Origin of the sequence: Burkholderia sp. Ax-1724, from assembly GCF_011752995.1 — a bacterium.
Taxonomy (GTDB): domain Bacteria; phylum Pseudomonadota; class Gammaproteobacteria; order Burkholderiales; family Burkholderiaceae; genus Paraburkholderia.
In genome coordinates this window covers 207,818-229,409 of record NZ_VWWL01000007.1, presented here as the reverse complement: position 1 = coordinate 229,409, position 21,592 = coordinate 207,818, and the positions used below count along the sequence as shown (strand labels likewise).

23 protein-coding genes are annotated in these 21,592 nt (G+C 64.8%); 14 read left to right on the top strand and 9 right to left on the bottom strand.

Annotated elements, in window-relative coordinates:
* Positions 1–48 precede the first annotated feature (48 nt).
* The 3 genes from ybaK to F3J19_RS11515 all read right to left on the bottom strand — a co-directional run bounded on the left by ybaK (position 49) and on the right by F3J19_RS11515 (position 2,239).
* Positions 49–540, bottom strand: a complete 492-nt coding sequence (gene ybaK, locus F3J19_RS11525; protein ID WP_167041007.1) for a Cys-tRNA(Pro) deacylase — start codon at positions 538–540, stop codon at positions 49–51.
* 248 nt (positions 541–788) lie between these two features.
* On the bottom strand, positions 789–1,766 hold the full coding sequence (gene xerD / locus F3J19_RS11520; protein WP_205192753.1) for a site-specific tyrosine recombinase XerD: 978 nt from the start codon (positions 1,764–1,766) through the stop codon (positions 789–791).
* Between the two features lie 2 nt (positions 1,767–1,768).
* Entirely contained in the window at positions 1,769–2,239 is a 471-nt protein-coding gene (locus F3J19_RS11515) for a methylated-DNA--[protein]-cysteine S-methyltransferase (RefSeq protein WP_167041005.1), read from the bottom strand.
* 828 nt (positions 2,240–3,067) lie between these two features.
* Between F3J19_RS11515 and F3J19_RS11510 the strand changes: the two genes are divergently transcribed.
* The gene (locus F3J19_RS11510) at positions 3,068–3,505 is read left to right on the top strand and encodes a DUF2778 domain-containing protein (protein WP_240158891.1); all 438 of its coding nucleotides are present in this window, start codon (positions 3,068–3,070) and stop codon (positions 3,503–3,505) included.
* A complete protein-coding gene (locus F3J19_RS11505; RefSeq protein ID WP_167041000.1) occupies positions 3,502–3,777 on the top strand; it encodes a hypothetical protein in 276 nt (91 codons plus the stop codon). Before F3J19_RS11510 ends, F3J19_RS11505 begins: the two co-directional genes overlap by 4 nt.
* A gap of 61 nt (positions 3,778–3,838) precedes the next feature.
* Here F3J19_RS11505 and F3J19_RS11500 read toward each other — a convergent pair whose 3' ends face one another.
* Complete coding sequence (locus F3J19_RS11500; protein WP_167040998.1) at positions 3,839–4,072, bottom strand: hypothetical protein; 234 nt, start codon at positions 4,070–4,072, stop codon at positions 3,839–3,841.
* Positions 4,073–4,102: 30 nt separating this feature from the next.
* On the opposite strand from F3J19_RS11500, the gene F3J19_RS11495 reads away from it, so the two are divergent.
* Positions 4,103–4,477: a tyrosine-type recombinase/integrase gene (locus F3J19_RS11495; protein WP_167040995.1), complete on the top strand. Its 375-nt coding sequence runs from the start codon at positions 4,103–4,105 to the stop codon at positions 4,475–4,477.
* Positions 4,478–4,622: 145 nt separating this feature from the next.
* Here the strand turns inward: F3J19_RS11495 and queG are convergent, their stop codons facing one another.
* On the bottom strand, positions 4,623–5,921 hold the full coding sequence (gene queG, locus F3J19_RS11490) for a tRNA epoxyqueuosine(34) reductase QueG (protein WP_167040993.1): 1,299 nt from the start codon (positions 5,919–5,921) through the stop codon (positions 4,623–4,625).
* 17 nt (positions 5,922–5,938) lie between these two features.
* Here queG and tsaE point away from each other — a divergent pair, with 17 nt between their 5' ends.
* A complete protein-coding gene (gene tsaE, locus F3J19_RS11485) occupies positions 5,939–6,553 on the top strand; it encodes a tRNA (adenosine(37)-N6)-threonylcarbamoyltransferase complex ATPase subunit type 1 TsaE (RefSeq protein ID WP_167040990.1) in 615 nt (204 codons plus the stop codon).
* Complete coding sequence (locus tag F3J19_RS11480) at positions 6,535–8,154, top strand: N-acetylmuramoyl-L-alanine amidase (protein ID WP_167040988.1); 1,620 nt, start codon at positions 6,535–6,537, stop codon at positions 8,152–8,154. The genes tsaE and F3J19_RS11480 overlap by 19 nt, the downstream gene beginning before the upstream one ends.
* 132 nt (positions 8,155–8,286) lie before the next feature.
* Here F3J19_RS11480 and F3J19_RS11475 read toward each other — a convergent pair whose 3' ends face one another.
* Entirely contained in the window at positions 8,287–9,168 is an 882-nt protein-coding gene (locus tag F3J19_RS11475; RefSeq protein WP_167040986.1) for an EamA family transporter, read from the bottom strand.
* Between the two features lie 183 nt (positions 9,169–9,351).
* Between F3J19_RS11475 and F3J19_RS11470 the strand changes: the two genes are divergently transcribed.
* Both F3J19_RS11470 and trxA read left to right on the top strand, forming a co-directional pair.
* The gene (locus F3J19_RS11470; protein WP_167040984.1) at positions 9,352–10,227 is read left to right on the top strand and encodes a pirin family protein; all 876 of its coding nucleotides are present in this window, start codon (positions 9,352–9,354) and stop codon (positions 10,225–10,227) included.
* Positions 10,228–10,441: 214 nt separating this feature from the next.
* Positions 10,442–11,290 carry a thioredoxin gene (gene trxA / locus F3J19_RS11465; RefSeq protein WP_167040981.1) on the top strand — a complete coding sequence of 283 codons (849 nt, stop codon included), beginning with the start codon at positions 10,442–10,444 and terminating at the stop codon, positions 11,288–11,290.
* Between the two features lie 110 nt (positions 11,291–11,400).
* On the opposite strand, the gene tcdA is transcribed toward trxA, so the two are convergent.
* Positions 11,401–12,270, bottom strand: a complete 870-nt coding sequence (tcdA, locus tag F3J19_RS11460) for a tRNA cyclic N6-threonylcarbamoyladenosine(37) synthase TcdA (RefSeq protein WP_167040978.1) — start codon at positions 12,268–12,270, stop codon at positions 11,401–11,403.
* A 328-nt stretch (positions 12,271–12,598) separates the two neighbouring features.
* Between tcdA and pdxH the strand changes: the two genes are divergently transcribed.
* The 3 genes from pdxH (at position 12,599) to F3J19_RS11445 (ending at position 16,186) form a co-directional block, all read left to right on the top strand.
* Positions 12,599–13,240: a pyridoxamine 5'-phosphate oxidase gene (pdxH, locus tag F3J19_RS11455; RefSeq protein ID WP_167040975.1), complete on the top strand. Its 642-nt coding sequence runs from the start codon at positions 12,599–12,601 to the stop codon at positions 13,238–13,240.
* A gap of 139 nt (positions 13,241–13,379) precedes the next feature.
* The gene (locus F3J19_RS11450; RefSeq protein ID WP_167040972.1) at positions 13,380–14,594 is read left to right on the top strand and encodes a cyclopropane-fatty-acyl-phospholipid synthase family protein; all 1,215 of its coding nucleotides are present in this window, start codon (positions 13,380–13,382) and stop codon (positions 14,592–14,594) included.
* 86 nt (positions 14,595–14,680) lie between these two features.
* Complete coding sequence (locus tag F3J19_RS11445; protein ID WP_167040969.1) at positions 14,681–16,186, top strand: DUF72 domain-containing protein; 1,506 nt, start codon at positions 14,681–14,683, stop codon at positions 16,184–16,186.
* A gap of 129 nt (positions 16,187–16,315) precedes the next feature.
* Here the strand turns inward: F3J19_RS11445 and msrA are convergent, their stop codons facing one another.
* Positions 16,316–16,855 carry a peptide-methionine (S)-S-oxide reductase MsrA gene (gene msrA / locus F3J19_RS11440; RefSeq protein ID WP_167040966.1) on the bottom strand — a complete coding sequence of 180 codons (540 nt, stop codon included), beginning with the start codon at positions 16,853–16,855 and terminating at the stop codon, positions 16,316–16,318.
* A 501-nt stretch (positions 16,856–17,356) separates the two neighbouring features.
* On the opposite strand from msrA, the gene F3J19_RS11435 reads away from it, so the two are divergent.
* A complete protein-coding gene (locus tag F3J19_RS11435; protein WP_167040963.1) occupies positions 17,357–17,866 on the top strand; it encodes a flavin reductase family protein in 510 nt (169 codons plus the stop codon).
* Positions 17,867–17,905: 39 nt separating this feature from the next.
* Here the strand turns inward: F3J19_RS11435 and F3J19_RS11430 are convergent, their stop codons facing one another.
* A complete protein-coding gene (locus F3J19_RS11430) occupies positions 17,906–18,421 on the bottom strand; it encodes an Lrp/AsnC family transcriptional regulator (protein WP_167040960.1) in 516 nt (171 codons plus the stop codon).
* Between the two features lie 130 nt (positions 18,422–18,551).
* On the opposite strand from F3J19_RS11430, the gene kynB reads away from it, so the two are divergent.
* The 3 genes from kynB (at position 18,552) to kynA (ending at position 21,550) form a co-directional block, all read left to right on the top strand.
* On the top strand, positions 18,552–19,190 hold the full coding sequence (gene kynB, locus F3J19_RS11425; protein WP_167040957.1) for an arylformamidase: 639 nt from the start codon (positions 18,552–18,554) through the stop codon (positions 19,188–19,190).
* Positions 19,191–19,281: 91 nt separating this feature from the next.
* The gene (gene kynU / locus F3J19_RS11420; protein ID WP_167040954.1) at positions 19,282–20,532 is read left to right on the top strand and encodes a kynureninase; all 1,251 of its coding nucleotides are present in this window, start codon (positions 19,282–19,284) and stop codon (positions 20,530–20,532) included.
* A 10-nt stretch (positions 20,533–20,542) separates the two neighbouring features.
* The gene (gene kynA, locus F3J19_RS11415) at positions 20,543–21,550 is read left to right on the top strand and encodes a tryptophan 2,3-dioxygenase (RefSeq protein ID WP_167040949.1); all 1,008 of its coding nucleotides are present in this window, start codon (positions 20,543–20,545) and stop codon (positions 21,548–21,550) included.
* Positions 21,551–21,592 lie beyond the last annotated feature (42 nt).

Below are 21,592 nucleotides of genomic sequence, written 5' to 3'. Positions count from 1 at the left end.
GCGCGAAAAACAGTCCGGCCAACATTCAGGCCGGCGTCGCCTGAAAAATCAGTCGACACTCGCGCACTGCACCGGCTGCGCCGCCAGCAATTCGGTGAGCACCTTCGGCTCGATGCAGACGAGAAAGCCGCGCCGCCCGCCGTTCAGCCAGATCCGGTCCATCTCGAGAATGCTCGACTCGACGTACACCGGCATCGGCTTGCGCGTGCCGAACGGCGACGTGCCGCCGATCAGATAACCCGAATGCCGGCTCGCGACGTCGGGCTTGCACGGCTCGACGCGCTTCGCACCGATCTGCCGCGCGAGGTTCTTCGTGCTCACGGTGCGGTCGCCGTGCATCAGCACGATCAGCGGCTTCGCATGCTCGTCTTCCATCACGAGCGTCTTCACGACATGATGCTCGTCCACGCCGAGCTGGCGCGCCGATTCGCCGGTGCCGCCGTGCTCGACATAGTCGTAAGGATGCTCGCCGAAGGTGACGCCGTGGCGGCGCAACAGCTGTGTGGCCGGCGTTTCGGAGACGTGTCTGGATTTGCTCATCGGCGCATTGTAATGGCGAGTCCGCGCGACGGCTATTTGCCGAACGGCCAATTGTGCGGGTCCAGCGGCTGTGGCACGATCGTTCGGAATCAGGCTGGCGTGAGGAGACAGCGTTGAATCCGGTTTCATCCATCCGTTCCACGATCGACATTGCCGCGTTGCTCGCCGCCCTGCCCGCGCGCATCAGCGAAATTCCGGCGCTTGCCGCCGCGCGCGACTCGCGACCCTACCACCGCGATCGCCAAACCTCACCCGCGCGGATGATGCTGCGCATGCAGCGACTTCAACCGCTCGCGCGCGACGTGCGTGTAGATCTGCGTGGTCGAGATATCGGTATGGCCGAGCAGCAGTTGCACGACGCGCAAATCCGCGCCGTGATTGAGCAGATGCGTCGCGAACGCGTGCCGCAGCGTATGCGGCGACAACGGCGCATGCACGCCGGCCGCCTGCGCGTGCCGCTTGATGATGTTCCAGAACTGCTGGCGCGTCATGCCTTCCGCGCGCGTCGTGACGAACAGCGCGTCCGCCGCGCGCGCGCCGAGCAGCGCCGGGCGCGCGTCGCGCAGATAACGCGCGATCCACGCGTGCGCCTCTTCGCCGAACGGAATCAGGCGCTCTTTCGAGCCCTTACCGGTCACGCGCACGACGCCGTCGTTCAGGCTCACTTCCACGCTCTTCAGCGTGACGAGCTCGGTGACGCGCAGGCCGCTCGCGTACATCAGTTCGAGCATCGTGCGATCGCGCAAGCCGAGCGACGTGTCGATATCGGGCGCGCCGAGCAGTGCTTCGACCTGCGCCTCGCTCAGCGTGGACGGAAAACGCGGCGGCTGTTTCGCCGAGCGGATGCGCAGCGTCGGATCGACGGCCGCGCGATGCTCGCGCACCGCCCACGCGTAATAGCGGCGAAACACCGAGAGCCGCCGGTTCGCCGAGGTCGCCTTGTCCTTCTGCCGCACCGCGCTGTAGGCGGTCAGGTCGGCCTCGCTCGCGGTATCGAGCGACGCGTTGCGCGCGTGCGCGAGCCATTCGCAGAAGAGCCGCAGATCGCGGCGATACGCGTCGAGCGTGTTGCGCGACAGGCCATGTTCGAGCCACAGCGCGTCGCAGAATGCGTCGATCGACGCGCCGCTCGTGACGAGCAGCGGCGACGCGTTCGCCGCGTCGCCGGTATGCGCGGCGGCCGGTGCGACCGCCGCGATATCGGTGGAAATGTCGGTATCGGTCATGCTCATGCGTACGGAACACCCTCATGCGCGAGCAGCCAGCGCTTCACGTTGCGAAAGAAACCGTCGCCCGCATGATGCGCGAATCCGCCGATCCCGCTCGCACTCACGACGCGGTGACACGGAATCACGATCGGAAAGAAATTCGAGCCGCACGCCTGGCCGACCGCGCGCGGCACGCTACCCAACTGTTTGGCGAGCTGTCCATAGGTCAGCACGACGCCGGGCGGAATCTCGCTGATCGCCTGCCACACGCGCCGCTGGAACGCGCTGCCGCATGCGGCGAGCGGCAACTCGAACGGCGCGGATGCCTGCTCGAAGTAACGCTCGATCTGCGCGGCGGCCTCGCGCGCGAGCGGCGTATCGGGCGCGATATTGCGCGTCGACTGCGGCAGATAGACGATCTCGCGCACGGCCTCGCCTTCGAGACGGATGCCGACCTTGCCGAACGGCGCATCGATCACTGCGTTGAACATGATTGCCTGCTCCTCATTCGCGCGGCCTGAAGGATTGCATGACGCGCGGCACGGCGCAAGCAGCACGCCCGCGCCGCAGGTTTGCATGGCGCGCCCGCCATGTAGCAGACCAGCACCCCATGCCGGAATGCACTCCCAGCAAAGCTTTGCTGGAAAAGGTGGTCGGCAAACCCCGTCTAGAATCCGCCTATTTTTTAAGCGACCGAAAACCGCGTTACGCTAGAGTATACGCCGTTGGTTCTAGACACTTTTCCGCCATTGAGAGCACTCCTGCGCCACTACAGCGGGCGTGCTGGCTGGGCGCTTAAATAAGGGCTCTCGCGATTTGGCACTGGCTACGGCGGTTGGTCACTCAGTTCATAAGCCGCAGCAAACGTGTACCGATTCTGAAATTGCTAGAAACCCGCGCCGGTAGAATAACCAACGGTATTTCCGATAAACACCTGAACGGTTTCGTCCTCGTGTTCCCTGATATGGAGGGCCGTACCGTCCTCGTGCTCGATGCGGGTATACCTCTTCCACTAGCCACGTGATGCATATTGGCTAACACCAACTGACCTCCCGCAGCCTTCGTTGACAGTTGTCCACGATGTTGCAACGTATCGCAACCCCCAGTGCGGGTGATCCTGTGAGCTTGCAATCATCCACGTCGGCTTGCAATCCATCGACACCGGCTCACATTATTTGCGACCAGCCGATTGCAAGCCCCGCAGATAGATGTGGACGATCATGCGCCCTCCTACATAACATGATTATTCAGATTTTCCGCTGAATAGTCGATTCGGAGAGCCCATGCTTCAATGCACCTTTAGATTGAGCGGTAAGCCAATGAGTAAGTTCGAGATTGGCGCCCTGAAATTTGATGCTTTTTCGGGCCAAGGCAGTCATATCAATGAAGCATCCCTGTCATGCACACCGAACTATGGCGCAATTCCCGTCGGCAGATACTATATTTTTGATAGAAAGTCAGGCGGGACAGTAGGCCCTCTGATGGACTGGTTAAACCTGAATGGCAATAACAAGAGTGAGTGGTTTTCCCTTTATGCGATCGATGGGAGTATTGATGATGACCACGTTATTTGCGACGGTATCCTGCGTGGTAATTTCAGACTGCACCCCAAAGGCCGAGTAGGAAAAAGCGAAGGTTGCGTGACGATTGAGAATCTTGGTGACTGGCATCGGATCCGTGCAATTCTCACTGATACACCCAAGCTGGCTGTTCCTGGGTCGCAGCTCAAAGCGTACGGGGAGCTGACCGTGAAATGAAAAGGGTTCTGGTTTGCATAGCGATTGCTGCATGTCTGGTGGTTGCCATTTTCGCCAACGCATACTGGTGGGCCACACATCCAGACACCCCCTTGAATTTTTCAAATCCGGTCTGGAACTTCCTGCTTCTGAAATTCAAGTGCAAAACCGCATCTGACGAAGTTGATCTGGCATTCTTCATTTCATCAGCTGGCACCGTGTTTGCGTTCGTGGCAGCTATCCTGATCTACCGCCGGTGCATCGCCCGATACCGACAAAGGCTTGACGACTAACTGCAGGAGCTTGCAATCGGCTGGTTGCGCCGGTGTCGGTGGATTGCAAGCTCAGTCGCAGTTAATCTGAGCCGGGAGCTGCATCAGGACAGTTCGCGACGAAGGCTTGATCGTGGGCGATGATCTGCCGTTTCGTCGCCTCCGTATCGTCAGCACTTGCCGTGATGAACTTCACCCACTCGCAACCTTTGTCGACGATTTTCGTTGGAACGATCGGCGCCGACGGTAGCTGAACAGGCTGCTGGATAGCGCACCCTGACAGAACCGCCGCGAGAAGCACCCGTACGATTTTCATGATTGCTGGTCCTTTCTGAGCGCGCCGAGCTTGTCGAGCTCGGCCGAGCTCACCGGGCGCGAGCGCGGCCGCCTCCTTGTCAGCCTTCGCGCGATTAGCCATCGCCTGTTCCCCTGCCTGCGCCGCCGCAGCGTTGGCACGCCGTACACCAGGAGCGGATTGAATTCGATGTGGCGCCGCGCGAAGGCGCAGGCCGAAGTGACGCTCGACGTGCAGTTCAAGGACATCCGGGCCATCGGCGCGACCGACGCGGCGAAACGCGGCGAGCACCGCGAAGCGATCCAGACGCGCCTCGCGCACACGAGCGCGCAGACGACGGAGATCTACATCAAGGAGGCGATTCCAGAGACGTCAAGCATCGATCTGGATCTTCCGTGGGGGAGCAAAGTTCTAGACATTGTCTAGAATAGCGTCTAGAACGTGCTCAAAACTTGAGCGGCGAGCGCAAATGAAAAAACCCGCACAGCGCCCCGCCGCCGCGAATTGCGGCTGCCGAATTGCGGCTGCCGAATTGCGGCTGCCGAATTGCAGCTACCGAATTGCAGCTACTCTACGCCGCTTCGAGCGCCCACTCCACGTGCTCGCGCACGATGTCGGAAGGATCGCCGGCACGCGCCCGCAATGCCGCGACGATCTCCGCGCGCGCCTTTTCGCCGAGACTCTGCGGCGCCGCGCGCAACGCGTTGCCCATCCCCACCGCGAGATTGCGCAGCCAGCTCTCGTAGCCGATGCGGCGAATCGCACTGCCCTGCATGCGCGTATCGAATTCGTCCGCGCTCCATGCGAACAGCTCGGTGAGCGACGCGCGATCGAGCCCGTGCCGCACGTCGAAATCGGCGACCGGCGCGGCCTGCGCGAACTTGTTCCACGGACACACGAGCTGGCAATCGTCGCAGCCATAGACACGATTGCCGATCAGCGGACGCAGGTCGAGGGGAATCCGGCCCTTCAGTTCGATCGTCAGATACGAGATGCAGCGGCGCGCATCGACCTTGTAAGGTGCGACGATCGCGCCGGTCGGGCACGCATCGAGGCAACGCGAGCAACTGCCGCAATGCGAGCCCGGCGTTTCGGGCGCGACCTCGGGCGAGGTTTCGGCATCGGTCGGCAGCGCGACGTCGACGTAGATTTCGCCGAGAAAAAACAGCGAGCCCGCGTCACGTTGTAACAGCAACGTATGCTTGCCGCGCCAGCCGATGCCCGCCTTCTGCGCCAGCTCGACTTCGAGCACCGGCGCCGAATCGGTGAACACGCGATAGCCGAACGGCCCGATTGCCGCTTCGATTCTATCGGCCAATTGTTGCAGGCGTTGACGCATCACCTTGTGATAGTCGCGGCCGCGCGCATAGACCGACACCACCGCCGCCGACGGGTCCGCGAGCCGCGCATGCTCGGCCGCGCGCCAGTTGCCCGGGCGCACGGCGTCTTGCGGCGAGCTTTCGGAAGCGTGTTCATGCGCACCCCCACGCGCACCTTCCGACACACCTTCCAGCGCACGTTCAGAGGCCTCGCCACTGAGCGTCGAGGCGGGCAGATAAGCGATGCGCGCGGTAATCACACGTCGCGTTCCGGCCACAAGCTCGGCCGGCCTCGCGCGTTTCATGCCGTGTTTCGCCATATAATCCATCTCGCCGTGGCACCCTGCTTCCAGCCACGCTGCAAGCGGCGCTTCAGCGGCGGAAAGATCGGTGTCGCTGATGCCGATCGCCCCGAAACCGAGCTCGCGGCCCCACGTCTTGATGTCGAACGCGAGCGCATGCAGCGCCGCCGCATCGAGCGCATGCGCGACCGGCCCGGCATCGACCGATGCGGGCTCGCATGAAACAGGGGACGTCGAACTTCGGTTCATCACGCCATTTTACGAGAATGCCTGCCAATCCCGATCACGCGCACCTGCCATCCGCTCCCGTCCTGCTCGAACGCGCCTTCGCGCTCGCGGACGAAGCCGCCACGCACGCGTTCGGCGAGCGTTTCGCGCGGGCCATCGAAGGCGTGCGTGAAGCAGCGCAACGGCGGGTGCAGCAGGCACCGCTGTCGGCACGGGAGCCCGAAGCGGCAAACAACGCGGCAAGCAGCCAGGCATTCCACGGTCTGCAGGTGCAGCTCATCGGCGACCTCGGCGCAGGCAAAACCACGCTCGTGCGCGCGACCTTGCGCGGCCTCGGCCACACCGGCCGCGTGCGCAGTCCCACCTATACGCTCGTCGAACCCTATGTGCTCGAACGAACTCATGGGGAACTCGCGCTCTATCACTTCGATCTGTACAGATTCAGCGATCCGGCCGAATGGGCCGATGCAGGCTTTCGCGAATATTTCGACAGCGGCGCGGTCTGCCTCGTCGAATGGCCGCAACGCGCGGGCCCGCTGCTCGGCATCCCGGATCTCGTCTTCTCGCTTGCGCTCGACGGTGACGGAGACGCACGCGTACTCGTCGCACGGGCATATAGCGAATCAGGAAAGGCATGTCTCGAAAGATGTTGATCAAACCGTTCCACTCGATCGAATCCGCCGCGGGCGCCACGCATAACTGGCGACGCCGGCAGATTCTGCGGGCAGGCGCGTCCACGCTGGTGCTCGGCCTCGTCGCGCCGCGTCTCGCCTTCGCGAGCTCGGTGCTCGGCGTGCGCGTATGGCCCGCGCGCGACTACACGCGCGTGACGATCGAATCCGATCAGCCGCTGCAGAACACGCAGCAACTGCTGCAGGGACCGGACCGGCTCGTCGTCGATCTAAGCGGTCTCGATCTCGATCAGGCGCTCAAGGACCTCGTCTCCAAGATCACACCGAACGATCCGCAAATTTCGTCGGTGCGGGTCGGGCAATATCAGCCGCACGTCGTGCGTATGGTGTTCGATCTGAAGGGTTCGGTGAAGCCGCAGGTGTTCACCCTGCAACCGGTCGGCGCGTACAAGTACCGGCTCGTGTTCGATCTGTATCCGGCCGTCGCGCCCGATCCGCTGATGGACCTGCTCGCGCAGACCGAGCGCAAGCAGCAGGCCCTCAACGAGGAAAACAGCGCACCGCCCGCAGCGCTCGCCGGGCCCGGCACCACGCCGCCCGCCGACAACAGCGAGGCGTTCTTCGAGCGCTATGCGCAGAACGGCGGCGCGGGCACAAGCGCCGGCAATGGCGCCGCTGGCGTGCCGCATCCGCCCGCGCATGGCGCGACGCCGCCGTCCGCGCCGGTTATCGCCGGCCGGCAGGCAACGCCGGCCGCGCCTTCCGCACCGCCCACCGCGATCGCCCGCAACAAGGGGGGCAACACCAACGGCAGCAGCGCCGCCCACGGTCTCGGCAACGACAACGACACCCTTGGCGGCAGCGACGACACCTACGCGTTCAGCACGCCGAAATCGGGCCGCAGCAACACCGTGCGCCTGCTCACGGTTGCGATCGATCCGGGTCACGGCGGCGAGGACCCTGGCGCGATCGGCGGCGCGGGCACGTACGAGAAGCACATCGCGCTCGACATCGCGAAGAAGCTGCGCGCAAAGATCGACGCGCAGCCGAACATGCGCTCGATGATGACGCGCGACGCCGACTTCTTCGTGCCGCTCAACGTACGTGTGCAGAAGGCGCGCCGCGTCGGCGCGGACCTGTTCGTGTCGATCCACGCCGATGCGTTCACGACGCCCGAGGCGAAGGGCTCGTCGGTATTCGCGCTATCGGAGCATGGCGCGTCGAGCGCGGCCGCGCGCTGGATGGCGAACAAGGAAAACTCGTCGGACTCGATCGGCGGCATCAACGTCAAATCGGCCGATGCGACCGTGAACCGCGCGCTGTTCGATATGTCGACCACCGCGCAGATTCGCGACTCGATGCGCTACGGCAATTTCGTGCTGAAGGAAATCGGCGACATCAACAAGCTGCACAAGGGCTCGGTCGAGCAGGCCGGCTTCGCGGTGCTGAAGGCGCCGGACATTCCGTCGATCCTCGTCGAGACCGCGTTCATCAGCAACCCGGACGAAGAGCGGCGCCTGAACGACGACGCCTATCGCGACAGGATGGCCAACGCGATCCTGAGCGGCATCAAGCGCTATTTCGCGGCGAATCCGCCGCTCGCCAAGAGTCGCATGACGTAACGATGCGCGCGAGGGCGTGCTATCCGGTGTCACGCACGATGCAATAAAAAACGGCCATAAGGCCGTTTTTTATTGCTCGCCCGAAAACCGCGGTGCGCCGCCTGCGCCACGCCATACCGCTCGCACCGACACTCACCGCGCCGGCATCAGGCGCTGCGCGACCCAGCCGCCGAACACGTTCACCGCGAGCCCCGCCATCACGAGCAGCGCGCCGGCCACCTGGATCGCCGAGAGTTGCTCGCCAAGCAGCAACGACGCCGAGGCCAGCCCGACGATCGGCACCAGCAGCGAAAAAGGCGCGACCTGGCTCGCGGGATAGCGCGACAGCAGGCGGCTCCACAACCCGTAGCCGATCAACGTCGCGATAAACGCGAGATAGACGATCGCGAAGATCGACAACGCGCTGATGCCGCTCAGCGCGGCGGCGATTTCGCGCGGCCCCTCGAACACGAACGAGGCCGCGAAAAACGGCAGCGGCGGAATCAGGCTGCCCCACACGACGAGCCCGACCAGATCGACCTTGCCGACCTTCTTCGTGACGATGTTGCCGAGCGCCCACATGCCCGCCGCGCACAGCGTCAGCACGAAACCGGCGAGCGACATCGCGTGCCCGCCTTGCAGGCCGATGACCGCGAGACCCGCAGCCGCGATCAGCAGGCCCGCGACGTTCGGCAGACGCAGGCGTTCGTGCAGAAACAGCGCCGCGAAGATCAGCGTGAAGAACGCCTGCGCCTGCAGCACCAGCGAGGCGAGCCCGGCCGGCATGCCGACATACATCGCCGAGAACAGGAACGCAAACTGCCCGAACGAGATCGTCGCGCCGTAGGCGAACAGCCAGCGCCACGGCATCTGCGGCCGCCTGACGAAAAACACCGCCGGCACCGCCGCAAGCGTGAAGCGCAGCGCGCCGAGCAGCATCGGCGGCACGCCATGCAGGCCCACCTTGATGACGACGAAATTGACGCCCCATGCGATCACGACGATCAGCGCAAGCAGCAAGTCCCTAGGCGACATCCGCGTCTCCAATATGATGGTTCGATCCGGCAGTTTAGCGGAGCCGCACCGCACCGCGCGGCGGGATCGCGCGCCTCGCCCGCATGCGTGACGGCGCGCCGCGCGTCGTCATGTCGGCCATGCGCGGCGCGCAGTAGAATCGTCGGTTCAACCCCTTCTTCCACTCCTGCGCCGAGACCGCTCATGACTTCCTCGATCAAAGCCATCCTCAAACCGCATTTGCGCGACATCGGCAATCTGGCCGTGCGGCGCGTGCTGCCGGCGATGGCGGCGCGCCTCGTCGGCCCGTTCATCTTCTTCGATCACATGGGTCCCGCGACCCTCGAACCCGGCAGCGGTCTCGACATACGCCCGCATCCGCATATCGGTCTCGCGACCGTCACCTATCTGTTCGACGGCGCGATCATGCATCGCGACAGCCTCGGCTCCGAGCAGAAGATCGTGCCCGGCGACGTCAACTGGATGACGGCGGGCCGCGGCATCGTCCACTCGGAGCGCACGCCGGCCGAAGACCGCGCGCGCGGCCAGACGATGCACGGCATCCAGACCTGGGTCGCGCTGCCGCTCGCGGACGAAGAGATCGAGCCGTCGTTCGCGCACCACGCGGCCGCGACGCTGCCGGTCGTCGAGCGCAACGGCGTGACGCTGCGCGTGATCGCGGGCAACGCGTTCGGCGCGGTCTCGCCGGTCGCGACGTTCTCGGGCACGCTGTACGTGGCCGCCGACTTCACGCCGGGCAGCGCGTTCGCGCTCGAACCCGAGCACGAGGAGCGCGGCGTGTATCTGGTCGAAGGCGACCTCGAAATCGACGGCACGCCGCTCGAAGTGGGCCAGATGGCGGTGCTCGCGCTCGATGAAACGGTCACGCTCGCGAGCACGCACGGCGCGCGCGTAATGCTGCTCGGCGGCGAGAAGCTCGAAGGCGAACGCTTTATCGAGTGGAATTTCGTCGCGAGTTCGCGAGAGAAGATCGAGGCCGCCAAGCTCGCGTGGACGAATCAGGAAATGGGCCAAGTGCCCGGCGAAACCGAATGGATTCCGCTGCCGGCGCATAAGTGAAACAAGGCGGGGCGCCGATACACCGATAGGCCGATGCGCCAATGCACCCATGCGCGCGGGCCACAGCGCGGCACCGGCAGGCGCCCTGCACACACCACCAACCCGCGCAAGCCTGCACGGTCTCGCGTGGCGCGTCGTCGCCATGCAGGCCCGCATTGAATTCGCCCACATCGGCCCCACCTAGCCACAAACCGTTTTTATCGACGAGGACGCAATGGACACCACTCTCGCCACTTTCGAACAGGACGTTCTCGCAGCGTCGACTCTGGCCCCCGTGCTGGTCGATTTCTGGGCGCCGTGGTGCGGCCCCTGCAAGAGTCTCGGCCCGCTGCTGGAAAAGCTCGAAGCCGAGGCAGCCGGCAAATGGAAGCTCGTGAAGGTCAACGTGGACGAGAACCACGAACTGGCCGCGCACTTCCAGGTGCGCAGCATTCCGCACGTGATCGCATTCGCCGACGGCCAGCCGGTCGATCAGTTCGTCGGCGTGCTGCCGGAAGGACAGTTGCGCGAGTTCATCGAGCGGCTCGTGCCGCAAGGCGCGCCGGCCGCGCGCATCGAAGCGCAGACCGCGCTCGCCGAAGACCGCCGCGAAGACGCCTACGATCTGCTGCAAGCGGCGCTCGCGTACGACCCCGGTTTCGACGATGCGCGCATGGACCGCATCGAGCTGCTGCTCGAAGACAACCGCATCGACGAAGCGCGCAACGAAGTCGATCTGCTGTCGCCGAAAACGACCCAGGGCATCGACGCGCGCTTCAACGCGATCAAGACGCGGCTCGACGCGGTCGATGCCGCCGCGGACCTGCCGCCCACCGATGCGCTCGAAGCGCGCGTCGCCGGCAATCCCGACGATCTCGAAGCGCGCTTCGATCTCGCGAATGCGTTTATCGCGCACCGCAAATACGCGCAGGCGCTCGAACATCTGCTCGCGATCGTGCAGCGCGACCGCACGTTCCGCGACGACGTCGGCCGCAAGACGATGCTGTCGGTATTCGATCTGGCCGCGCATCAGCCGGAGCTGGTGTCGCAATGGCGGCGCAAGCTCAGCGCGTCGTTGTACTGATTAGCGCGCGACTGACGAGTGCCCGATGACCGGCGCGGTTGCGGTGAACGCCGCAACCGCGCCGGTCCGTACTGCATCGGCCTTCATCGCTTTCCATCAAACCGCAGCGCTCAAATAGCCGCCCGCGCCCTCGCCTGCTTCGCCAACTCGCGCAGCACATGCGCCGCCGCCGCAAACCCGAAGCTCGCGGTCACGCACACGCTCGACCCAAACCCCGCGCAATTCAGACCGACCGGCCCCGTGTGACCCGGCGACGTGCTCACGTGCTCGGCTTCCTCGTCGATATCGCAAACGGCCGCTTCCGGATAGATCAGCGGCTCGTCCGAATACACCGCGCTCACCTTGAACTTCGCCTTCGGCCCGCGCGGAAAGCCATGCTGTTTGCGCAACTGGCCGCGCACCTTCGACAGCAACGGGTCCTGGATCGTCAGCGCGAGATCGTCGATGCGGATACGCGTCGGATCGAGCTGGCCGCCCGCGCCGCCGACCGTGATCAACGCCTGCTGGCGCTCGACGCACCACGCGATCAGCGCGGTCTTCGTGCGCACGCTGTCGATCGCGTCGATCACGTAGTCGAAGCCGCCGCCGAGCGTCGCCGCGAAGTTGTCTGGCTCGACGAAGTCTTCGACGAGCCGCACGTCGCAATACGGATTGATCGCCGCGATGCGCTCGGCCATCGCCTCGACCTTCGGTTTGCCGTAGTTGCCGTCGAGCGCATGGATCTGCCGGTTCGTGTTGCTCTCGGCGACGTTGTCGAGATCGATCAGCGTCAGCGTGCCGAGCGCGCTGCGCGCCAGCGCCTCGGCAACCCACGAACCCACGCCGCCGATGCCGATCACCGCGACGTGGGCGCCCTCGAACGCGGCGAGCGCGTCGGCGCCGTACAGACGCGCGATGCCGCCGAAGCGGCGCGCGCGGTCGGCGGTTTCATTCGCATCGAGGCTGGTAGTAAGATCGGATTGCGCGGTGGTGCTGAACATGATGACGGGGCTCGAATACAAGGCATACACAGGCGGAACGGAAAGCGGCTTCGCGTTCGTGAAGCCGACGCGCGCGCAGCCCGTATTTTGCCTCAACGCCTTGCCCGAAGTTTCGCGTGACGTCCCGCTCCCCGAACGGGTCATGCGAAGGGGTTATACGAAAGGGTCATACGAAGAGGTCACGCGAGCAACGAAACACGGCCGGCCCGCGCCTCGCGCGACCGCTCGCGCAGGCAGGGCATGTGGCGTCTGACACGCTCGTCCGCTCGCGCGCAAAAAATTGGCGCCTTAGCTATACTTGCCTGACTGTAAGCGTTCGCATAAGAACATGATCTCACTCGCCGAGCTTCGAAAAAATTATTCGCTGGGCTCTCTGGACGTCGCCGACGTCGACCACGATCCGTTCCGTCAATTCGACGCGTGGTTCCAGCAGGCGATCGACGCCCAACTGCCCGAGCCGAATGCCATGACGCTGGCAACGGTCGACCCGCACGGCCGGCCATCGGCACGCATCGTGCTGATCAAGGGTGTCGACGAGCGAGGCTTCGTGTTCTTCACCAATTATGAGAGCCGCAAGGGCCGCGAGCTGAGCGCGAACCCTAACGCGAGCCTGCTGTTTCACTGGATCGAACTCGAGCGCCAGGTGCGCATCGAGGGCCGCGTCGTCAAAACGGACGCGGCAGACAGCGACGCCTATTTCGCGTCGCGTCCGCTCGGCTCGCGCATCGGCGCGTGGGCCTCAAATCAGAGTCAGGTGATTGAAAGCCGTTCGCAGCTCGAAGTACGTGAACGCGAAATCAGCCTGCAATATGGCGACAATCCTCCGCGGCCGCCGCACTGGGGCGGGTACCGTCTGGTGCCCGAGGCAATCGAATTCTGGCAGGGGCGGCCTTCGCGTCTGCACGATCGTCTGCTCTATACGCGCGCGGACGCAAGCGGTAGCTGGCAGATCGCCCGCCTGTCGCCCTGATCCGACGAATGATGCCGGCGGCGCCGCTTGCGTGGCGACGCGCGCCGGCCGGATTGCGTTGCGCGGCCCGCGGAATGCGCCGTGCCCTATCGCGATCCACACAAGCTTTGCTTTAAATCAACGAACACGGAGAGATCACATGTTCTGGGAGAAAAAGCTGGCGCAGTGGGTTGAAGACGTCAAAACCAAAGCGAATCTGCCTGCACGCCTCGTGCTGTGGGACGGTCAGCAGCATGACTTCGGGCGGTTCGCCGCGCCCCAGGTCACGCTGCACGTCAAGAGCGCGACCGCGCTGCCCTATCTGCTCGAACCGAGCCTCGACAATCTCGGCGAGGCGTACGTGAAGGGCAAGATCGACATCGAGGGCAAGCTGTCGGACATCATCAATATCGGCTATGAACTCGCGCGCAGCACCGTCACCAACGCGAGCAAGCTCGCGCGCGTGCGGCGCTACTTCAATCACTCGAAGGCGTCGGACAGGAAAGCGATCCAGTATCACTACGACGTCTCGAACGAGTTCTACAAGCTGTGGCTCGACGAGAACATGGTCTACTCGTGCGCGTACTTCGAGACCGGCACCGAAGACCTCGCGACCGCGCAGCTGAAGAAAATAGATCACATTCTGACCAAAATCCAGTTGCAGCCCGGCCAGCGTCTGCTCGATATCGGCTGCGGCTGGGGCGCGCTCGTGCTGCGCGCGGCGCAGAAGTTCGGCGCGAAATGCGTGGGCGTGACGCTCTCGCAAAACCAGTTCGACCTCGCCACCGCACGCGTGAAAGCGGCCGGCCTCGAAAACCAGATCGAGATTCGCCTGCAGGACTATCGCGATGTCCAGGGGCAGTTCGATCGCATCACGAGCGTCGGCATGTTCGAGCACGTCGGCCACAAGAATCTGCCGGGCTACTTCGAGAAGATGCGCGACCTGCTGGCCGACGACGGCATCGCGATGAACCACGGCATCACGTCGAGCGACGCCGACAGCGGCGAGACCTCGCTGGGCGGCGGCGAGTTCATCGACCGCTACGTGTTCCCGAACGGCGAACTGCCGCACATCAGCCTCGCGCTCGAATCGATGCAGCGCGGCGGCCTCGAACCGGTTGACGTCGAAAGCCTGCGCCGTCACTATGCGCACACGCTCGATCTGTGGGCGGAGAATTTCGAAGCGCATGCGGACGAAGCCCGCAAGCTCGTCGACGACGAGAAATTCCGCATCTGGCGCGTGTATCTGGCCGGCTGCGCGTATGCATTCGAAAACGACGACGTGTCGATCTTCCAGGTGGTGTGCCGTAAAGCCGGCCGCAGCGCGAAAAACCTGCCGTGGTCGCGCCGCTACATGTACGAAAAACCGCTGTGACCCGGCCATGACCGGTGGGCGCCGCGGCGGGCATGAAGCGTGAAGTGAGACGCCGCGGCGCAACCTGAACAGCAGGCCGGACATTGATGGACCAGAGCGGGACGAACGAAGTTGAAAAGCCGTTGAGCGGCAACGACGGCAAGCCGGACGATGCGGCTCGCGAAGCCGCGCAGTTCGATCTGTTCGGGATGCCGGTGGATGAACCGCAGGCTGCAGTATTGCCGGTGCAGAAAGGCGGCGTGCGTGGCGCCAGGCTGACGCGTACCGCCGCGGCTGAAGATGCCGCGCCCGCAGCCTCGCTCGACAACACCGGCATCGATGCCGATGCCGCCTCACTCGTCGCCGGCTCGTCCATAGCCATAGCGGCACCCGCCAGCCCAGCAGTGTCCGCCGCCCAACCCCGGCGCGCCCAGCGTGCGCAAGCTAGCGCCGCCTCGCTGTGGGAAGACGACACGCCCGACAACCCCGCCGCCGCGGCTGGTACGGCAGACGCACACACCTCAAACACCCCGCCCGCTCCCGCCGACACCCCGAAAAAACGCCGCAGCCGCGACGTGCTCGCCGCACCGCCCTCACCCGAACTGCTCGCGCTCGCGGCGCAATTGCCGCCGCAAGTCCGCCTCGGCACGTCGACGTGGTCGTTTCCGGGCTGGAGCGGCATCGTCTACGGCGACGACTACAGCAACAGCAAGCTCTCGCGCGAAGGCTTGAGCGCCTACGGCGCGCATCCGCTGCTGAAGACGGTCAGCATCGACCGCTCGTTCTACCAGGCGCTCACGGTCACCGAATACCTGCGCTATGCGCAGCAGGTACCCGAGCATTTCCGCTTCATCGTCAAGGCGCCGATGACGATCACCGACGCCACCGTGCGTGCCGAGCGCGGCGAGCCGGTGTCGCTGAACCCGTGCTTCCTGAACGCACAGATGGCGATCGACGACTTCGTCACGCCCTGTCTCGCGGGACTCGGCGCCAAGGCCGGCGCGCTCGTGTTCCAGTTCTCGCCGCTGCCGGACTCGATGCTCGCGCAGCCGGCGGTATTTATCGAGCGCCTCGCGGAATTTTTCAACGCGCTGCCGGGACTGCCCGACGGCAGTTGCTACGCGGTCGAAATTCGCGACGCGAGTCTGCTCACGCCGCGCTTCATCCGCATGCTGAAGGCGGCAGGCGTGCGCTATTGCGTCGGCATTCATGCGCGCATGCCCGACCCGCTGCGCCAGGCCGCCGCGCTCGCGCTGCTCGACGGCGAGCCGGCCGGTCCGCTGATCGTACGCTGGAGTCTGCATGGCGGCTTCAAATACGAGCAGGCGAAGGCGAAGTACGAGCCGTTCAACCGGCTCGTCGACGAAGACCCGGCGACGCGCGCGTCGCTCGCCGAGCTGGCCGCGCGTTATGCGCTGGCCGGCCAGCCGGTCGTGATTGCGGTCAATAACAAGGCGGAAGGATCGGCGCCGCTCAGTTGCGTGAAGCTGGCGGCGGAGATCGTCGAGGCCTGCGCGCGTCTCGCGCAGGCGCGTGAGGTGGATGGAGACGAAGCGCCGGCGCAACCCGCACGGGGCGCAAGCGAAGGCGAAGCCGGCGACGCGCGGAGTTGAACGATTTCACGCGGGCCACCGCCGTGGCTCCGTGTGAACGAACTCCGTTCATTCGCGCTGCAGACGGAAGAACTGAAGCTCCGTGCGGCTCCGTAACGCCCACCACGGCCCCAGACTCCGCGCCCCCAATCACCCCGCCTTGATCCGATGCGCGAACTTCTGCCGGAATTTCGCGACCTTCGGCGCCACCACAAACGAGCAATAGCCCTGATTCGGATGCTGCGCGAAATAGTTCTGGTGATACGCCTCGGCGGGCCAGTAGTTGCCGTCGAGCGGCACCACCTGGGTGACGATCTTGCCGTCGTAAATGCGCTCCTCGCCGATCTCGCGAATCGCCTGCAGCGCGGTTTCGCGCTGCGCATCGGAATGGGTGAAGATCGCCGAGCGGTACTGCGTGCCGACGTCGTTGCCCTGCCGGTTCAACTGCGTCGGATCGTGGATCGCGAAGAAGATGTCGAGAATCTCGCGATAGCTGATCTTCGCGGGATCGAAGTCGACCTTGACCACTTCCGCGTGGCCGGTCTCGCCGTCGCACACCTGCTCGTAGCTCGGCTGGCGCGTGTGACCGCCCGCATAGCCCGACTCGACCGCGTTGACGCCTTCGACGCCCAGATACACCGCTTCGAGGCACCAGAAACACCCGCCACCGAGCGTTGCCGTCTCGTTCATAACGTTCACCCCAGATCAGATACGGAAAAATGGACCGGTGGCCGGCGTTTTCGCCGCCGCCGAGTCCGGTATATAGGGCCGAAAACGCCGCGTAAAAGCCAGCCGAAGCGCGACGCCGCTCGCACGCCTGATTTGCGCACCCGGTCCGCGCCGGCCGCCATGCAATCGTGCCATTTATCGAGTATAGGAACGCCGGCGCTCGTCAGGGGGACAAGTCTGCGCCACGTTCACAGCAATCCTTGACGAACGACAAGCTTTTCGACGGCTCCGACGATCGTCCCGCCAGGATGCCCGGCAACGAACCCCGGTGCGCATTTTTACGCGAGTACACGCCGGTTTGACGACCCGCCGGCATCCGCGGCACGGCGCACGCGGCGATTGCAGTTAAAATTGGCGCAAATCGACGATTTTCACCATGACTTTCGAATCATTCGCTTCCAGCCGCACCGGCCTGCGCGTCAGTCAGGCTTTCACACGGCGCGTGCCGGGGGTTCTGCCCGAATGAAGCGCGCCAGCCCACCCAACTTCAACCAGGCCGCGTTCAAGCAGGCGCTCGGCCAGTTTGCGACCGGCGTCACCGTCATCACGACGCGCGCCGCGTCGGGCCAGTTGATCGGCATCACGGCCAGTTCGTTCAATTCGGTTTCGCTCGATCCGCCGCTCGTGCTATGGAGTCTCGCGACGCGTTCGGCCTCGATGCCGGTGTTTCGCGCCAATAGCCACTACGTGGTCAACGTGCTGGCCGCGTCGCAGCTCGATCTGTGCAAGCGCTTCGCGACCGTGAAGGGCGACCGCTTCGAAGGCGTGTCGCACGCGGCGGGCGACAGCGGCATGCCGGTGCTCGACGGCGCGCTCGCCTGGTTCGAATGCCATAACCGCAGCCGCTACGAGGAAGGCGACCACGTGATTTTCGTGGGCGAAGTGGAGCGCTGCGGCGTGCACGAAAACGCCGCCGAAATCCTGCCGCTCGTGTTCCAGAGCGGTCAGTTCCACGGCCTCAAATTGCTTTGAAACGTCCCGCCGCGCGCACCGCGCGGCGCCCCTGCCCGCTCAGCGCTCGTTGTGCGCAGCGCTATGCCCGCTGTTCTTTTTCACGAGCGAAACCGGCACGCCCGAATCTTCCTTGAGCGTCTCCAGCACGATGTTCGAGCGGATGTCCATCACGCCCGGCGCCTTGTACAGACGCTGCAGCACGAAATCCGAATAGTGCTTGAGGTTGTGCGCGAGCACCCGCAGCAGGTAATGGGTCTCGCCCGTCACGACGAACGCGCCGACCACTTCGGGCCAGTCGCGCACGGCCTCGGCGAAACGCTCGTGCCAGTTTTCCTGGTCGTTGCGCATCGACACCTGCACGAACGCCTCCAGTTCGAAACCGAGCACCTCGCGATTCAGGCACGCCCGGTAATGTTCGATGACGCCCTGCTCCTCGAGCAGACGCAGGCGCCGCAGACACGCCGACGGCGAGAGCGAGATGCGCTCCGCGAGGTCGAGATTGCTGATCCGTCCTTCCTGCTGAAGCACCGTCAAGATACGGCAATCGGTGGCGTCGAGCGAGATCGCGTTCATATTCGGTCTCCCTTTCCCGTTTGACTCAAATTATGTTCCAAGACACGGCTAAGAAGGAGATTTTTTCGCAATCACATTTCGCGGCTTGACCACTATCATTTAAAGATCGTCACCCGCCACAGAAACGGTCATGCCAACACTCTGGGACATCAGCCCCGCCGTCGATACCGCCACGCCCGTCTGGCCGGGCGACACGCCGGTCGGCATCGAGCGTGTGTGGCGCATGGAAGCGGGCTCGCCCGTCAACGTCGCGCGGCTCACGCTGTCGCCGCACACCGGCGCCCACACCGACGCGCCGCTGCACTACGACGCCGAGGGCGCCGCGATCGGCAACGTGCCGCTCGACGCGTATCTCGGTTTATGCAGAGTGATGGATTGCATCGGCGCATCGCCTGTTGTGACGCCACAACACCTGACCGGCTCGCTCGACGATCTGCCGCAGCGAGTCTTACTGCGCACTTACAGAAGCGCGCCGACCGCCGCCTGGGACAGCGCGTTCTGCGCGGTCGCGCCCGATACCGTCGATCTGCTTGCCGCACGCGGCGTCAAGCTGATCGGCATCGACACGCCGTCGCTCGATCCGCAGGAATCGAAGACGATGGACGCGCACCAGCGGATTCGCGCGCATCGCATGGCGATTCTCGAAGGCATCGTGCTCGACGCGGTCGAACCCGGCGACTACGAGCTGATCGCGCTGCCGCTCAAACTGACCACGCTCGACGCGAGCCCGGTGCGTGCGGTGCTGCGCGCGCTGCCCGGCTCGCGCTGAGGCACGCCGAACCCGCGACACGACCGGCTACACGGCCAGCTACACGACCTATCAACCGACGAACCCTCCCGCCCGGAACCAACGGACCACCATGAACCATCGTGACGAAGCCGTGGCGCTCGATAGCGCCGATCCCCTCGCCATGCTGCGCGACCAGTTCGCGCTGTCGCCGGCCACCATCTATCTCGACGGCAACTCGCTCGGCGTGCCGCCGGCCGCGGCCGCGCAACACGCGCAGACCGTGATCGGCGCGCAATGGACCGAGGGGCTGATCCGCAGCTGGAACAACGCCGGCTGGTTCGCGCTGCCGCGCCGGCTCGGCAACAAGCTCGCGCCGCTGATCGGCGCGGCGAGCGACGAGGTGGTCGTTACCGACACGATTTCGATCAACCTGTTCAAGCTGCTGTCGGCCGCGCTGCGGGTCGCCGATGCGCGCGATCCGCGGCGCCGCGTGATCGTCTCCGAGCGCTCGAATTTCCCGAGCGACCTGTACATCGCGCAGGGGCTCATCGAGCAGCTCGATCGCGGCTATGAGCTGCGCCTCGTCGACGATCCGTCCGAGCTGCCCGCCACGATCGGCGACGACACCGCGATCGCGATGATTACTCACGTGAACTACCGCACCGGCTACATGCACGACATGGCCGCGCTGACGAGACTGATTCACGACCGGGGCGCCCTCGCGCTGTGGGACCTCGCGCATTCGGCGGGTGCGGTGCCGGTCGATCTGAACGGCGTCGGCGCCGACTACGCGGTCGGCTGCACCTACAAGTACCTGAACGGCGGCCCCGGTTCGCCTGCCTTCGTGTGGGTGCCGCAGCGCCACCAGAACGCATTCGCGCAGCCGCTCTCGGGCTGGTGGGGGCATCGCGCGCCGTTCGAGATGAGCCCCACATATCGGCCGGATGACGGCGTGGGCCGCTATCTGTGCGGCACGCAGCCGATCGTCTCGATGGCGCTCGTCGAATGCGGACTCGACGTGTTCCTGCAAACCGACATGCAGGCGATCCGCAAGAAGTCGCTCGCGCTGACCGATCTGTTCATCGAACTGGTGGAGACCCGTTGCGGCGAGTTTCCGCTCGAACTCGTCACGCCGCGCGAACACGCGCGGCGCGGCTCGCATGCGAGCTTCGAACATCCGCACGGCTATGAGGTGATGCAGGCGCTGATCGCGCGCGGCGTGATCGGCGACTATCGCGAGCCGTATGTGCTGCGCTTCGGCTTCACGCCGCTGTACACGCGCTTCGTCGACGTCTGGGACGCCGTCGAGACGCTGCGCGACATACTCGTGCATGAAACCTGGCGGGCGCCGGAATTCGCCGCGCGCGGCGCCGTTACCTGAGGATCATGGAATGACCGATCACATGCACACGCCGGGCTTGCCCGAAGAGTCGCCCGCGCAAGGCTGTCCGTTCGGCCATGGGAAGACGGGCGCAACCGGCACGCCCGCCGCGAGTTCGGCGGGCTCCGCTGCGGCGGGGGCGGGTTCCACATCCACCACCGCCACCACATCCACCGCCTCTGCCACGCATTCCGCCAACCCTGGCTGGCACGACGCGCAGCTCGATTTCTCGGAATCGATGAGCTACGGCGACTATCTGTCGCTCGGCAAGGTGCTCGACGCGCAGCATCCGTTGTCGCCGGATCACAACGAGATGCTGTTCATCATCCAGCACCAGACCAGCGAACTGTGGATGAAGCTCGCGCTCTACGAACTGCACGCGGCATTGAAGGCCGTGCATCGCGACGAATTGCCGCCCGCCTTCAAGATGCTCGCGCGCGTGTCGCGGATCATGGAGCAGCTCGTGCAGGCCTGGAACGTTCTCGCGACGATGACGCCGTCCGAGTACACGGCCATGCGCCCTTATCTCGGCAGCTCGTCGGGCTTCCAGTCGTACCAGTACCGGCAGATCGAATTCCTGCTCGGCAACAAGAACGAGCAGATGCTGAAGCCGCACGCGCATCGCCCCGACATCCACGCCGAGGTGAAGGCCGCGCTCGAAACGCCGTCGTTCTACGACGAAGTCGTGCGGCTGCTCGCGCGCCGCGGCTTCGCGATCTCGCCCGCGCGGCTCGAACGCGACTGGACCCAGCCCACCGTGCACGATGCCTCGGTCGAGGCCGCATGGTTCGAGGTCTATCGCAATCCGTCCGAGCATTGGGATCTGTACGAGATGGCCGAAGAACTCGTCGATCTCGAAGACGCGTTCCGTCAGTGGCGCTTCCGGCACGTCACGACGGTCGAGCGCATCATCGGCTTCAAGCAGGGCACGGGCGGCACGAGCGGCGCGTCGTATCTGCGCAAGATGCTCGACGTCGTGCTGTTCCCCGAACTGTGGCACGTGCGCACGATGCTCTAACCCGACCGCTCGCTCCGGCGGCTCCGGCAAGCCCTGCGCGCA